Raw genomic sequence first — 14,579 nt, 5'->3', positions numbered from 1 at the left:
GCTTTCGATGTCCTGCGCGTTTGGCAGTGTTTCATTCGGGGGCTGGCGAATAATTTGGCAGGAAGGTGGCATGTCTGCACAACCGGTAGATATACAAATTTTTGGTCGCTCATTAAGAGTAAATTGTCCGCCAGAACAACAAGAAGCGTTGAACATGGCTGCCGAGGATCTTAATCAGCGGTTGCAAGATCTTAAAGTTCGCACTAGAGTCACAAATACAGAGCAACTCGTATTTATCGCGGCATTGAATGTTTGTCACGAACTTGCTCAAGAACGCTTGAAAACTCGCGACTATGCCTCCAATATGGAACAGCGTATTCGCATGTTGCAACAAACCATCGAGCAGGCTTTGCTCGAACAAGGACGCATCACTGAACGTGAAGGGGCGCCTTTCGAATAAGTCAAACTGTTGATATTTATCTCATTACGTGAGAGACTGATTCCACAGTAAGAATACAAAATTTCTCTGAGATGTTTGCCAGCGGGCCCGTCCCCTGAGCCGATAATTAGTACCAACAGAATGTGATGATCCGCAATCGGTGCGCATGCTCGGTCCGCCGAGAAGCCTAAAGATTGTGACTGAACGTTCACCTTGAACCATGGGTTCAAGGGTTACAGCCTGCGGCGGCATCTCGGAGATTCCCCTTTCTTTCCCGCACTCTCTTCTTTGGCTTTTTCTATGTCCTTTACAGCTCAACACGCGCTGATCAGGCAAGCTATTCGTACCGAAGTACGCCAGCGCAGAAAACAACTTACCCAGCAGCAACAACAGCAGTTTGCCCTGCAAGCAGCGCAGCGCATCGCCAATCATCCCAAAGTTCAGCAGGCTAAAACGTTGTCCGTTTTTCTGTCTTTTGACGGAGAACTCGACACTGCGCCGCTGATAGACAGACTGTGGCAAGAGGGCAAAACGCTTTATTTGCCAGTACTGCACCCTTTCACGGTGGGCCATTTGCTGTTTCTACGCTATCGTCCCGAGACAAAGCTCGTACGGAATCGTCTGAATATTCTTGAACCGGTGCTCGACGTGAGAGAGATTTTGCCGCTCAATCAGTTAGACATCATCCTCACGCCGCTCGTCGCCTTTGACTCACTGGGGCAACGCTTGGGTATGGGCGGTGGATTTTATGACCGTACGCTGCAGCACTGGCGCGAAAGTGGCCCTTACCCGATAGGTATTGCCCACGACTGCCAGTGGGTGAATACGTTGCCGAGTGAGGAGTGGGATATTCCGCTGCCCGAGATTTTGACGCCGGGCAAAAGTTGGTGCTGGCCGGATTAACTCCGCAGCTTAGTTCCCTCCTCTCCTTTGCATTACCTTTCTTCTTAGAAAATTAAAGAGACTTCTTAGCCAAGATAGACGTTTTCTCTATGTTTTATATAGCAAAATCCTCATCAGATTATTGTTACATTATATTACATAGGGAAGTGAACATGAAAAAACACTACGGATTAACACTTGCAGCACTCGCGGTAATAGCATCGATCAATAGTGCGAATGCTAATGATGTATCTGCTAAAACAGCAGCTTTCATGTTGCCTAATATTCAGGCTCCTATGTCTAGCAGCAGTGAACGAGAAAAAGGTCAGTTTCTTAAGCTGTCAGCGCTTTTGCGCGATACCGACTCAGTATCAGTAACCGAGTTGTCGGCATCCTCTACGGCAACAATGGTCAGGGATACGAAGTATAAAGACGCCGCTGTTTATACCGGAAAAATGCCGTCATTAAGCCGCTCTGCAGGGTCAACGGATATGGTTCTGGTCGTTCGTGAAGACAAAAGTTTTCTGGCGATGTATCCCGATCAGCATAAAATTATTTACAGCACACCTTCAGGTGAACAAACTCAAATCACGTTCAAAAAACCCATTTTTTCCCAAGAAGATACGCTAATCCCCGCAACTCAAGGCGATGCTTTACAAACTTTGGCGCGAGATGGCAGCTCTCTTTACCAAGGAGATATTGATAAAGACGGCTATATTGTTATCGATGTTCTTGCCGGTTTCTCAAAAGCCGCAGCGAAAACGATTATTGATCCTGAAGCCTTCGCGCTTGCTCAGTTAACCACAGTCAATCAGGCTTTAAAAAACTCCCGCATTGAAAAAATACGCGTCAGGCTGGTAGGCACACAAATCATTGATCAGGATTACTCGATTACTGGCGATACGCTATCACAGATAAATCAACTATTTAGCAAAGGTATGTCTGAACATGGCCCCGACCTCGTCGCTGTTTTTTTCGAGGGTAATAATGATGATACGGCTATTGGCTGGGCCTACCTCAATGGCCGCTACAGTATTAACGCGCTCTACGCTTCAACTTCCCTGCGCCATGAATTGAGCCATAACATCGGTGGTAACCATTGTTGGTCAGGCAGTGGCGATAATCATGGCTGGGACAACGATAAAACCCAAACCATACAGTGTGGTAACGATATCGGCTACTTCTCCAATCCCGATTTGCAAGACAACTATGGTTTGCCGATCGGTGACAAGAACAAGGCCAATATGGCGCGAGTCTGGCGAGATAATGCGGCAAAAATCTCGGGCTACAATCCAGCAGTGATCCCTTTTGATCACGAAAAATCGCTAATGCTGGCAGAACAAAGCGTTAAGCTGAACAAATCCAATAATTATCTGCATCGTATCGAACTTAACGTGCCGGCCAATACCCATAGATTGGCTGTCAGTGCCGTACCGGGTCCGCAGCACGAAGAAACCAGCAAATTTAGCCTTTATCTCAGCAAAGGAAGCTGGCCTTCGGCCAATGATTACGACTATAAAGGGCGTGAAGCATGGAATACCTCTTTGGGTGTGACCAAGCCCGCTGCTGGAAAATGGCACTTGGCGGTTGCCTCTAAAAACACAGCGATAGACGATATTATTGTTCGTGTACAAGCCTTTACCGAATCTGGTGAAGAGATTGTACCCGATGAGGTCTCCACCTCGCTGCAAAATGCGGGCGCAGAAACCGGCAACCTAAGTGGCTGGAAACTGACTCAGGGACAATTCCGCGTGGTGACCAGCCAGGACGGTATCCTGCCAGCCAAAGGGAAATACTTCTTTACCGCGAGAATCAATAATAGCGCGGCCAATAATGCCACCCACGACCAAATAAGCCAGAGCATCGCCTTGGACAAGTCTTTAGTCAGTCAGGGCAATAGCGTTGCCAAACTGCAATTCAAGAGCAATGGTTTTGGAGACGGTGATTACGGTACTGTCTATTTGATTGCTAAAAATGCAGCGGGGGCGACGCTTAAAACGGCGCAGGTAAATACTCAAGGCCTCTACAAACGTTGGCTGGATAATACGGTCTCAGTTGACCTACCAGCACAGGCAACGCTACTCGAAGTTCAAGTGCAGGCAACGAAAAAAGCGGGGGCAACATCAGACGTACATTTTGATGATTTTATTCTCAATATCGAGAAAAAAAGCAATGATGGAGACGATAATCAGCCAGAGAATCATGCTCCGACTGCCGTTGCAAAAGCCACGCCAGCAGAAATTACCGGTTCAGGCAGCGTCATTTTATCGGCCGTGGGCAGCAGCGACCCTGACGGCGACAGCCTGAAGTACCAGTGGAGACAGATATCTTCTGGCCCACAAATTACTCTCAAAAATGCTCAAACCATTCAGGCTACAGCATCATTCCCCGCCGTGGAAAAACAAACCACCTACCGTTTTAACGTCACAGTGACGGATTCGCACGGTGCAAGTGCCACCAGTGAAACTCAGGTTACGCAAAAACCTGCGGCAACCGCAGCCAACCCTCAATGGATATCCTCAACAACCTATCCTAAGCCCTGTGTAAAAGTATCTTATCAGGGGAAACAATGGATGAACGGTTGGTGGACGGTAGGCAATGTGCCGGGTGTCGATGGTACATGGGGAGTTTGGCGCGAAATTGGTGACAAAAATATGCACGCTAGCTGTAAATAGCGGCTGACTTTTTTACAGCTGTGATATTAATGAAAAGGGGCATCTCTCGATGCCCCTTTTGCCATTCAAAAATTAAAATTGCTAAAAAATCAATCAGTAAAGCAGGCGCGCGCGAATGGTGCCTGGGATGGCTTTCATCAGCTGCAGCGCGTTATCAACGGTTTCGATATCGGCTTCAACGTCGATAACCACATAACCCACTTCTGGACTGGTCTGCAGATACTGAGCAGCAATGTTGATGCCCTGCTCGGCAAAAATCTGGTTGATACTGGTCAATACGCCAGGACGATTTTCGTGGATGTGCAGCAAACGGCTGGCTTTTTCGCTGTGCATTGGCAGCGAAGCCTCCGGGAAGTTAACCGCAGACAGCGTAGAACCGTTGTCTGAGTATTTCGCCAGTTTACCGGCCACTTCCAAACCAATACCTTCTTGCGCTTCCATGGTAGACCCGCCGATGTGCGGTGTCAGGATCACGTTATCAAACTCACACAGCGGCGAAATGAACGGGTCACTGTTGGTCGCAGGTTCTTCCGGGAATACGTCGATGGCAGCACCTGAAAGGTGCTTGCTGCGCAGCGCGTCACACAGTGCAGGGATATCAATAACGGTTCCGCGTGAGGCGTTAATCAGCAGCGAGCCAGGCTTCATCTGTGCCAACTCTTCAGCACCAATCATATCTTTGGTGTTGGCGGTTTCAGGCACATGCATGGTGACCACGTCGCTGGTGTTAAGCAGCTCGGTCAGACTTGGGATCTGCTGCGCATTGCCTAGCGGCAGTTTGCTTTCGATATCATAGAAGTAGACCTTCATACCCAGACCTTCGGCCAGAATACCCAGCTGCGTACCGATATGGCCATAGCCCACAATACCCAGACGTTTTCCTCGTGCTTCATAAGAACCGACGGCCAGCTTGTGCCAGATACCACGGTGCGCTTTGGCGTTAGCAGCCGGAATGCCGCGTATCAGCAGCAGCATTTCGCCCAGCACCATTTCTGCCACGGATCGGGTGTTGGAGAACGGCGCGTTAAATACCGGAATACCGCGCTTGGTCGCAGAATTCAGGCTTACCTGGTTGGTACCAATGCAGAAACAACCGACGGCAACCAGTTTTTCAGCAGCAGCAAAGACTTCTTCGGTCAGTTGGGTACGGGATCGGATCCCGACGAAATGCGCATCACGGATTGACTCTTTCAGCGCTTCACTATCCAGCGCCCCTTTATGAAACTCGATATTGGTATAACCCGCTGCGTGAAGCGTGTCGATAGCGCTTTGATGGACACCTTCAACCAGCAGAAACTTAATTTTGTCTTTTCCGAGTGATACTTTTGCCATTTCCCGACCCTACTGTTTTATTCATACCGGCAGTAACGCATACCGAAAGTTATTCATGCTGAATGCAGACTTCAGAAGTCACTGCTTTATGCAGTTCACAGTCAACATAACAAAATTTTTGCTACGGGCAATACAAACGATTGCCTACCCGATAGCACAAGCCCTAGCTGGTCCTACATTTTTCAGAACTTAATACTCAAATTCTGGAACAGCGTGGAAGCAAACGTCAAAACGGCGTCTTTATGTGACATAAGTCACCAAATTGGCCGTTTTAAATAAAAGATGATTCAGGCGGTAAATTATCATCTTCATAACATTACATTATGCTAACGACCCCAAAGAGATCGTAAGCTTATCGCCAGCACTACTTTTTAATGACTTTTACGCCGTCTGGCGAACCCACCAGCGCGATATCTGCACCCCGGTTGGCAAACAGTCCAACAGTCACTACGCCGGCAATGGCGTTTAACTTATTTTCCAGCGCGATGGCGTCAAGAATGCTCAGGTTGTGTACATCCAGAATAACGTTGCCGTTGTCGGTGACCACGTTCTGGCGATACTCCGGCAGGCCGCCGAGCTTCACCAGTTCACGTGCTACATAGGAGCGCGCCATTGGGATAACCTCAATCGGCAGCGGGAATTTTCCCAGCACGTCGACCTGCTTGGAGGCATCAACGATACAAATAAACTTGCGGGAGATAGCGGCGATGATTTTTTCACGGGTCAGCGCCGCGCCGCCGCCTTTGATCATCTGCATGTGACCGTTGATTTCATCCGCACCGTCGACGTAGATGTCGAGTTCGTCAACTTCGTTGCTATCAAACACGTGAATGCCGAGGCTTTTAAGCTTGGCCGTTGACGCGTCAGAGCTGGACACCGCGCCTTCAATCTGGTGTTTAATCGAACCGAGCGCATCAATAAAATGCGCCGCCGTTGAACCGGTGCCTACGCCAACAATCGTGCCTGGTGTGACATATTCCAACGCTGCCCAACCCACCGCTTTTTTCAGTTCATCCTGAGTCATGGTCATTTTTCTCTTTCAGTAGACAATCTGCCTTGAAGTGGTGATCAGTATAAAGCATGGTCTGAGCAATTGGGGAGTACACTTATGCCCAAAAAGCGGAAGATTTTGTGCGCCACAAATTTGAATGAACTGTGGCATAGTGTCTGAATAGGTTTTAATTCCAGACGAGCAAGGAATAGATTTTCGATGAAACGCCCAGACTATAGAACGTTGCAAGCGCTGGACGCTGTGATCCGTGAGCGCGGCTTTGAACGTGCGGCACAAAAGCTGTGTATTACCCAATCCGCCGTTTCTCAACGAATTAAACAGTTGGAAAATTTATTCGGACAGCCGCTGCTGGTGCGTACTGTTCCTCCTCGTCCAACCGAACAGGGCCAAAAGCTGCTGGCGCTGCTGCATCAGGTGGAACTGCTTGAAGAAGAGTGGCTGGGCGGTGATAACATCAACGACAGCAATGACACCCCGCTGCTGCTCTCTCTGGCGGTGAACGCCGACAGTCTGGCAACCTGGCTTCTACCGGCGCTGAAATCGGTGCTGGTTGACTCCCCTATTCGTCTGAACATGCAGGTCGAGGACGAAACCCGTACTCAGGAACGTTTGCGCCGTGGCGAAGTGGTGGGGGCCGTCAGTATTCAGCCGCAGCCTTTGCCAAGCTGCCTTGTGGACCAGCTCGGTGCACTTGATTATCTGTTTGTGGCCTCAAAAGGCTTTGCCGAGCGTTATTTCCCCAATGGCGTTACCCGCTCTGCGCTGCTTAAAGCACCGGCGGTAGCCTTTGACCATCTCGACGACATGCATCAGGCATTTTTACAGCAGAACTTTGATTTATCGCCGGGCAGCGTGCCGTGTCACATCGTGAACTCGTCGGAAGCTTTCGTACAGCTCGCCCGTCAGGGCACGACGTGCTGTATGATCCCGCATTTGCAGATTGAAAAAGAGTTGGAAAGCGGCGAGTTAATCGATTTAACGCCGGGTCTTTTCCAGCGCCGAATGCTGTTCTGGCACCGTTTCGCACCGGAAAGCCGCATGATGAGAAAAGTCACTGACGCCCTTCTTGCACACGGCCGTCAGGTACTCCGACAAGACTAATTTACTGTTCATCATTCAAGCTACAGGGGTGTTGGCTTCACTCACTCACCCAAGTCACTGAGTGGACTAAGCGCCTTGGGAACAGCTCATTTTGCCGCCTACCTGTAGCTCGACGGGTTTTAAGTAAAAAACGTTATTTAGCTGCGTCGCCGTTTTTCAGTTCAAACACCACATCTACCTGATCGTCAAAGTGAATGCTCTGCTGCTCGTAGGTTTGAGCGGCATCACTTTGTCCAGTGGCGTCGGCCGTTTTATACATTCTGGCAACCGGCATCGGCTGATAGTTGGCAACGTGATAGCGAATGCTGTAAACCTGTCCAAGCTGGCTGTGGAAGCCTTCGGCTAGCGCTTTAGCCTGCTGCGTAGCGTTATCGATAGCCTTCTGGCGTGCCTGGTCACGGTAGGTATCCGGATTGGCAACGCCCAGTTCAACGGCGCGGATCTCGTTTAAGCCGGAACTCAGCGCGCCATCAAGCAGCTCATTGAGTTTGTCGAGCTTGCGCAGGGTGACCTGCACCTGACGCACGGCGCGATAGCCTTTCAGCACGCTGCTGCCGTCTTTCAGGTAGTTATATTCTGGCTGAGTGCGCAGATTGGCGGCGTTAATGTCTTTCTTATCAATGCCGTTCTTCTGCAGGAAGGCAAAATACTCGGCTACGCGCTGGTCGGCCTGTTTCTTGGCCGAGGCAGCGTCTTTCGCGGAAACATTGACTTCAATTGCCAACGTAGCGATGTCTGGAACGGCATCAACGCTCGCTGTACCTGAAGTTACCACATGCGGCCCTTCTGGCACTTCAGCAGCCTGAAGTGCAGCAGGTAGTGTCCCTAATCCCAACATGGCGGCCATAGCCAATGCTTTCAATTTCACAGTGTTTCCCTCATTCATCTGGTGAGCAACAACACTAGCACAGTAGTTTGGCAGCGAAATTAAGATTAGTGATAAATTATTCAGAAATGCAGGTTCTGTAGCGCCAGCTGCAGGGCTATGCCCCACATCACCAATCCCACAACGGTGTTAATCGCCCGCTGGGTTTTTCCTTTGTTTAACCAAGGAGAGAGCAGCGCGGCTAACATCGCCAGGCCAAAAAACCACAGCGTTGAAGAAAGTACCGCCCCTAATGCAAACCACGAGCGCTCATCGCTGGCAAGACGCCCACCGAGGCTACCCAGAACCACAAAGGTGTCAAGGTAAACGTGCGGATTAAGCCAGGTTACCGCCATCATACTCACCACAATCCGCCAGCGGCTTTTTGCCATCACTGTGGCTTCAACCTGCAGCGGGTTAGCCGCCATGGCGGTACGAAAAGCGCCCCAGCCAAACCACAGCAGAAAAGCCACGCCGCCCCAGCTCACAATAAACAGCAGCGTGGGATAGTTGTCGAGCAGCGCACTGCCGCCAAAAATTCCGGCGCAAATCAGGGCAATATCGCTGGCTGCACAAAGCCCCGCAATCATCAGATGATATTGGCGGCGGATACCCTGATTCATCACAAACGCATTTTGCGGACCGATCGGCAAAATCATCGCGGCACTCAGCATCATTCCCTGTAAGAATGTCGAAAACATGGCAAAACTTCCTTATAACAAGTCTGGAAAAGGTTTCTGCCGCGCAGTGTATGCAAGAGTGAACATTAGAGGAAATGGATTTTTCTAATCGAGCATTAGTTAGGCTTATGTTGAGATCTCTTTTTAATTCTAATAAAAATTAAACCTGTAAACCCCTTTTATTTATTAAGCCTTTTAAATAAAAATTAAATTAATAAAAAGATACTAATACTCTCATCGATTAATAGACGAATCTCATTCTGAACTTCTTTTATATTCGCGTAGAGAACAGATAATACCTCGTGACGAGTAAGTCCAATTTTCAATCGATTAAATTTATATATAATAAGTTCGTAACAGGGGTATTATGAAAAAGATTATTAAACTTTCAATGGTTGCTATTGCAACTTGTTCTGCACTTTATGGGGCCAATGTTATTGCAGCCCGCTTCAACGCTCAAATGCCTGACGGAACCGTTGAAATAACGGCAAAAGAGTCGGGTACGCTCAAACCTGTAGAGCAAGGCGAATCGGGTGCGGTCAGTAAATACCGCGGCGATCGCCCAACGGCAAAATTAAAATGGCGTTCAACTTGGGTAGATTCGGAGATGGCAGGCCAACACCCGCACAGCCCAATTAACTATGAATTGGTCAACGTAAAATATAAAGATGCGCATGACGTTAATCCGGAATCAACCGGAAAATTAACCACCAATGGTTATGCGGGGAATATGGAACATAACGTTCCTTTTAACGTGACTAAAAACAGTAAAATCGTGGGCCTCTATGTTCCCGAGTGGTCATATTGGGATCAGGCTCATCCTGCCGAATTTACACCGGCAAAAAATCTGACCCATGTGTTCTACAGCTTTATCGGCATGTGTGACTACGGTGCCGAGCGCCCGACGGGCACGCTAAAACCAAGTGAAAATGACGGCCTTAAGGCCGAAGGCAATCTGCGCGGCCAGAAGATCATTAAAGGCATGTGTGGTCAAGGTCCTCTACCAACCGAAAATGGTGATGTGAGCTGGGATGAATCGGCGGGTAAAAACTCGCCGGCCAAGCAGCAGGGCGACTTCAATTTAACAAAATTTGATCCGCAGGCTTCACACTTCATGTTTAAAGCGATGGAGGCAATGAAAAAAGCGCATCCAAACCTGAAGGTAATGGTTTCTGTCGGTGGCTGGACGCTCAGTTCCCCCTTCAACGGCATGGCAGAAACCTCAGCCTCTCGCGCTATTTTTGTTAAATCTGTCGTTCAGTTCCTCAAAGATCATCCTTACGTAGACGGCATCGATCTCGATTGGGAATTCGTCGGCGGCGGCGGCCCAACAACGCATAAAGAGGGGCTGGCATTAAGCGGCATGTACAAAGAAAAAGAAGCTTACACCCACGTGGTGCATGAACTGCGCGTGGCGATGGACAGTGAATTCGGCAAAGGCAGCAAACAGCTGAGCGCCGCCGTCAGCGCATCTCCGGCCAAACTGGCTGCGATTGATTTTGACGCGGTAAAAGACGACTTCGACTTTGTTAATATCATGTCTTATGACATGTACGGGGCGTTTAGCCGCAACCCGGGGCATCAGACCGCCGTTCATGCAAAACCGCTGATCGGTGCTTACTTCGCCGAGGGCGCAGATAAAAATCTGAAAGATGATATCGGCCAAGAGATTGTTGATGCAAAAGGTCAAAAAATTACCGGCGCAGAAGCGATGCGCGGCTTCAGCACCGAGGGTGCGGTTAACGCCATTTTGGACAATAACCCAGAATTCCCGTCTACCAAACTGGTGATCGGCGCAGCCTCTTACAGCCGCGGTTGGCACACCGTTCGCGTGCCGGCCAAGCTGGATAAATTGTTCTGGCACGGCATTGCCGATGGCAAATCTGTCAGCCGTGAAGGCTTGGGCAGTCATGGTACGTTTGAAAATGGCGTGACTGACTTCCGCGAAATTTACGATAATTACATCGCTAAAGGCAAAGATTTCTATTACGACAAACAGGCTGAAGCGGCTTACGTCTGGGAGCCAAAATCGAACGATGCCCACACCGTTGGCGCCCACGTTGAAACTCTCGACTCGCAGCGTTCAGTTATCGCCAAGGGCGAACTGATGAAAAAATATAATCTCGGTGGCCTCTTCGCCTGGGCAAGTTCGACCGACAATGGCCTGATCCTCAACACCATGAATGCCGCGGTGTGTAACAAAAAAGCCGACGGTAACTATTACAGTTTCAGCGAACACTACAACGGCGAAGTTAATACCGCAGTGGTCGAAAAAGATGCCAAAGGTCAGGCAACAAAAGTTGCTGAAACGGTATCAGGCCCGATGACCTATCGTTTTGACGGTCAGGCGTATTGCTTAGAGAAAGAAGAAGGTCAGGCCGAGCTGCCGATTGCCAATGCAGGCAAAGATATTGTTAAAATTAAAAGCGATGGCTGGCCCGGAACCATGAATTTGCTTGATGGAGGATTGAGTCAACACGCTGTCTCTTATCATTGGAAAATTCTTCAAAGTACAGTGCCTATGGAATTAAGAGAATTAGGCGACGATCCTGCACAAACAGGCCAAAGCCTGCAGGGTAAGTCTGTTTTTGCGCAAGTAGCCAGCAATTTCAAGAACAATAAAATTCCGACCACAAACCAAGCGGTATTTGAGTTAACCGTGGTAAATAAAGACGGAAAAACAGCCACTGACTATGTCAAAATGACCTTCATTCCTGCAACAGCCAGTATCATTGGCAGCAGAGTGATTACTCAAGGTCATACGCTTAATTTAACTGCCGAAAGCAATGTTCCCAATGCGATTTCATATCAATGGCAGATCAGTCATCGAGGAGCAAAAGAATCCTTGTACATCAAGAAGAATAAAACACCAGACTTTATATATAACACTAAAGCCTTACCTGTCGGCGAGTACGATGTTGACGTTTTTATTCAGACTAAGAGCGGCCGTGATTCTGTTTTTGCGGAAAAATTAGAGCATCTGACTATCGTTAAGGAAGCGGTTAAACCCGACGATGAAATCAAACCGGATACCAAATACCCTGCCTATAAAGAGGGTACAAAATATAAAGGCGGCGATATCGTCACCGGTACAGATGGCAAACATTATGAATGCCGCAATGATGATGGTCGTCACGGCTGGTGTGGACAGGCGGCAGGCTTCTACGCGCCAGGCACCGGCAGCGCTTGGACCGAAGCCTGGAAGCTATTCACCAAGTAATCTGAAAGCAGTTTAACCTAGAAAGTAAAACGCCCTGAAATCAGGGCGTTTTGTCGTTCAATTTCAGTCAGGATTACTCGGCCTTGGCCGCTTCTTCCTGCTTAGCCTGCGCCTCGGCGCTGCGATACAGATGCACGTCCATCTGTGGGAACGGGATGCCAATGTTGTTGGCATCCAGCGCTTCCTTAAATTTCTCCAGCAGATCCCATTTAACGTTTTGAGAATCGCCGTTGGTGGTCCAGTAACGCACCACGAAGTTCAACGTCGACGCGCCCATTTCGTTCAAACGGATCACCACGCCTTTGTCTTTGAGCATACGCTCATCGGCATTGGCAATGTCACCCAATACTTTTTTAACCAACGCAATATCAGCATCATAAGCCACACCGACGATGATATCAGTACGGGTGGTTGGCTCACGCGAGGTGTTAATGATGTTACCGGCGATGATTTTACCGTTTGGTACAACAATGACTTTATTATCAACGGTTAGCAGCGTAGTAGAGAAGATCTGCACCTGCGTTACCGTACCCGCTACGCCACCCAAATCGACATATTCACCGGCGCGGAAAGGACGGAAGATAACCAGCAACACGCCCGCCGCAAAGTTCGACAGTGAACCCTGTAATGCCAAACCTACGGCCAAACCGGCGGCACCAATAACGGCGATAACCGAGGTGGTCTGCACGCCAATACGCCCCAGAACGGCAATCAGCGTAAAGGCAATAATCGCATAACGCACCAGCGCAGACAGGAAATCGGAAACCGTCAGGTCAATGCCACGAAGACGCATCACCCGACTGACTGCGCCAGAAACCACGCGAGCAACAATTAAGCCCACCACCAGAATGGCGATGGCAGCGACGATATTAACCGCGTAATGGACCAGCAATTCCTGATTTCTGACAAACCACGTTCCGGCATTATGAATGCCGCCTACCACGTTCAAATCTTCCATTTCACACACCCTAGCAAGCAATAATGAAACCAGACATTCGCACTAAAATGCACGACGAATGATGCCTAAGCCCTTAAGGGTAACCAAGATTCGGCGTAACTGCCAACTTGCACTTACGCTTTGCGTACTTTCTAAACGTCCGCTATGGGCTCACCGGTCGGGTTTCACTCACCCGCTGAGACGGTTTAAACGCCTGTAACGGTCCTCGCCCCGTCAGGGTAAAAATAGACACCAGGGTAAACGCCAGCGCAATCAGCCCTAAAATCAGGTAGGTGCCGTGGAAACCCACTTTGCCATACATCTCGCCGGCGAAAATCGACATAAAAATCATCGCAATTTGCTTGAAGAAGCAGAAACAGACCAGATAAATAGTGGCCGAAAAACGCACTTCAAACACCGAAGTGATGTACTTGAAACAGCCGACAATCAGGAACGGGATCTCGAACATATGCAGCGTTTTCAGCAGCACCACTTCGACCGGAGTACTGGCAAACGACGAACCAATGATGCGCACTGACATAATGGCTCCGGCCAGCAGCAGCGCGTTCTTGCCGCCGATGCGGTTAACGATGGCAGGCGCAAAGAACATAATAAACGCATTGAGCAATTCACCCAGGGTGGTGATGTAGCCAAACACCCGCGTACCCTGATCCGCACTGCTAAAGAATGAAGTAAAGAAGTTGGCAAACTGCTGGTCAAACACTTCATAGGTGCAGGAAACGCCGACAACATACAGCCCGAGGAACCAGAGTTTTTTATCCTTAAGCAGCTCCGCCGCCAGTCGCAGATTGAAAGGCTTACTGTTGGCACCCAGCTCATTGGCAACCTTGGCGCTGGCCCCTACCGCAGGTTTGGCAATCAACAGCAGAATGGCCAAAATAACCGCACAGCCGGAGCCGAGCCAGAAAACAAACTGGTTATTGATGGTGAACATTATCCCCACCACCGAGGCACAAATCGCCCAGCCCACACAGCCAAACATGCGCGCACGCCCAAACTCGAAGCTGCTGCGGCGGCTGACTTTCTCAATGTATGCCTCAATCGCCGGTGCACCGCCGTTGTAAATAAAGCCGAGATAGATGCCGCCGACTATCGATCCCAACAGGATATTGGTTTGCAGCAGCGGACCAAAAACGTAGATAAAGAACGGCGCAAACAGCACCAACATGCCGGTGATAATCCACAGCAAATGTTTTTTCAGACCAAGCTTGTCGGAAAGCAGGCCAAAAAGCGGCTGAAACACCAAGGAGAAAAATGAGATACAGGCAAAAATAACACCGGTATCACTTTGGTTTATATGATTGATATCGTGCAACCAAATCGGGAAGAATGGGAAATAGGCGCCCATGATGAAAAAGTAGAAAAAGAAGAACAATCCAAAGGTCCAAAAATTGGTATTTCGCATGTAGTTCATGGTAACTCCTCAGCCTTGATGGCCGCCCAGCCTGCGCTCAACGCGCGCGGCGGGGCAGCGA

11 protein-coding genes and 1 other RNA gene are annotated in these 14,579 nt (G+C 49.3%); 6 read left to right on the top strand and 6 right to left on the bottom strand.

Features of this window, described 5'->3' with window-relative positions; translation table 11 throughout:
- The first annotated feature begins 70 nt into the window (after positions 1-70).
- From zapA to GA565_RS04805, 4 genes are all read left to right on the top strand, one after another.
- The gene (zapA, locus tag GA565_RS04820) at positions 71-400 is read left to right on the top strand and encodes a cell division protein ZapA (protein ID WP_009637913.1); all 330 of its coding nucleotides are present in this window, start codon (positions 71-73) and stop codon (positions 398-400) included.
- A gap of 60 nt (positions 401-460) precedes the next feature.
- Positions 461-643, top strand: a non-coding RNA gene (gene ssrS, locus GA565_RS04815) — 6S RNA.
- A gap of 36 nt (positions 644-679) precedes the next feature.
- Positions 680-1,282 (top strand): 5-formyltetrahydrofolate cyclo-ligase, encoded by a 603-nt coding sequence (locus tag GA565_RS04810; protein ID WP_152197558.1) that lies wholly within the window; start codon positions 680-682, stop codon positions 1,280-1,282.
- A 152-nt stretch (positions 1,283-1,434) separates the two neighbouring features.
- Entirely contained in the window at positions 1,435-3,936 is a 2,502-nt protein-coding gene (locus GA565_RS04805) for an Ig-like domain-containing protein (protein WP_152197557.1), read from the top strand.
- Positions 3,937-4,029: 93 nt separating this feature from the next.
- Here GA565_RS04805 and serA read toward each other — a convergent pair whose 3' ends face one another.
- Positions 4,030-5,268, bottom strand: a complete 1,239-nt coding sequence (gene serA / locus GA565_RS04800) for a phosphoglycerate dehydrogenase (protein WP_055772600.1) — start codon at positions 5,266-5,268, stop codon at positions 4,030-4,032.
- A 364-nt stretch (positions 5,269-5,632) separates the two neighbouring features.
- Entirely contained in the window at positions 5,633-6,292 is a 660-nt protein-coding gene (gene rpiA, locus GA565_RS04795; protein WP_055773157.1) for a ribose-5-phosphate isomerase RpiA, read from the bottom strand.
- A gap of 186 nt (positions 6,293-6,478) precedes the next feature.
- Between rpiA and GA565_RS04790 the strand changes: the two genes are divergently transcribed.
- The gene (locus GA565_RS04790; RefSeq protein WP_055772597.1) at positions 6,479-7,381 is read left to right on the top strand and encodes a LysR family transcriptional regulator ArgP; all 903 of its coding nucleotides are present in this window, start codon (positions 6,479-6,481) and stop codon (positions 7,379-7,381) included.
- A gap of 133 nt (positions 7,382-7,514) precedes the next feature.
- On the opposite strand, the gene GA565_RS04785 is transcribed toward GA565_RS04790, so the two are convergent.
- Together GA565_RS04785 and argO are read right to left on the bottom strand one after the other, a co-directional pair.
- Complete coding sequence (locus GA565_RS04785; RefSeq protein WP_152197556.1) at positions 7,515-8,249, bottom strand: oxidative stress defense protein; 735 nt, start codon at positions 8,247-8,249, stop codon at positions 7,515-7,517.
- An 80-nt stretch (positions 8,250-8,329) separates the two neighbouring features.
- The gene (gene argO / locus GA565_RS04780) at positions 8,330-8,947 is read right to left on the bottom strand and encodes an arginine exporter ArgO (protein WP_152197555.1); all 618 of its coding nucleotides are present in this window, start codon (positions 8,945-8,947) and stop codon (positions 8,330-8,332) included.
- Positions 8,948-9,293: 346 nt separating this feature from the next.
- On the opposite strand from argO, the gene GA565_RS04775 reads away from it, so the two are divergent.
- Entirely contained in the window at positions 9,294-12,146 is a 2,853-nt protein-coding gene (locus GA565_RS04775) for a glycoside hydrolase family 18 protein (RefSeq protein WP_152197554.1), read from the top strand.
- Between the two features lie 73 nt (positions 12,147-12,219).
- Here the strand turns inward: GA565_RS04775 and mscS are convergent, their stop codons facing one another.
- Both mscS and GA565_RS04765 read right to left on the bottom strand, forming a co-directional pair.
- Positions 12,220-13,104 carry a small-conductance mechanosensitive channel MscS gene (gene mscS, locus GA565_RS04770; protein WP_084984473.1) on the bottom strand — a complete coding sequence of 295 codons (885 nt, stop codon included), beginning with the start codon at positions 13,102-13,104 and terminating at the stop codon, positions 12,220-12,222.
- Positions 13,105-13,246: 142 nt separating this feature from the next.
- Positions 13,247-14,518: an MFS transporter gene (locus GA565_RS04765; protein WP_152197553.1), complete on the bottom strand. Its 1,272-nt coding sequence runs from the start codon at positions 14,516-14,518 to the stop codon at positions 13,247-13,249.
- Between the last annotated feature and the right edge of the window lie 61 nt (positions 14,519-14,579).

The sequence above is a fragment of the Rouxiella sp. S1S-2 genome, from assembly GCF_009208105.1.
Lineage (GTDB): Bacteria > Pseudomonadota > Gammaproteobacteria > Enterobacterales > Enterobacteriaceae > Rouxiella.
The sequence above is the reverse complement of the archived record's forward strand: the minus strand, read 5'-3'. Positions and strand labels throughout refer to the sequence as shown.

Excerpts from the sequence above, each read along its gene's own strand:
- GA565_RS04775 (WP_152197554.1), top strand. The coding sequence starts at position 9,294 with ATGAAAAAGATTATTAAACTTTCAATGGTTGCTATTGCAACTTGTTCT.
- GA565_RS04765 (WP_152197553.1), bottom strand. The coding sequence starts at position 14,518 with ATGAACTACATGCGAAATACCAATTTTTGGACCTTTGGATTGTTCTTC.
- GA565_RS04805 (WP_152197557.1), top strand. The coding sequence starts at position 1,435 with ATGAAAAAACACTACGGATTAACACTTGCAGCACTCGCGGTAATAGCA.
- mscS (WP_084984473.1), bottom strand. The coding sequence starts at position 13,104 with ATGGAAGATTTGAACGTGGTAGGCGGCATTCATAATGCCGGAACGTGG.
- rpiA (WP_055773157.1), bottom strand. The coding sequence starts at position 6,292 with ATGACTCAGGATGAACTGAAAAAAGCGGTGGGTTGGGCAGCGTTGGAA.
- zapA (WP_009637913.1), top strand. The coding sequence starts at position 71 with ATGTCTGCACAACCGGTAGATATACAAATTTTTGGTCGCTCATTAAGA.
- GA565_RS04810 (WP_152197558.1), top strand. The coding sequence starts at position 680 with ATGTCCTTTACAGCTCAACACGCGCTGATCAGGCAAGCTATTCGTACC.
- serA (WP_055772600.1), bottom strand. The coding sequence starts at position 5,268 with ATGGCAAAAGTATCACTCGGAAAAGACAAAATTAAGTTTCTGCTGGTT.
- argO (WP_152197555.1), bottom strand. The coding sequence starts at position 8,947 with ATGTTTTCGACATTCTTACAGGGAATGATGCTGAGTGCCGCGATGATT.
- GA565_RS04790 (WP_055772597.1), top strand. The coding sequence starts at position 6,479 with ATGAAACGCCCAGACTATAGAACGTTGCAAGCGCTGGACGCTGTGATC.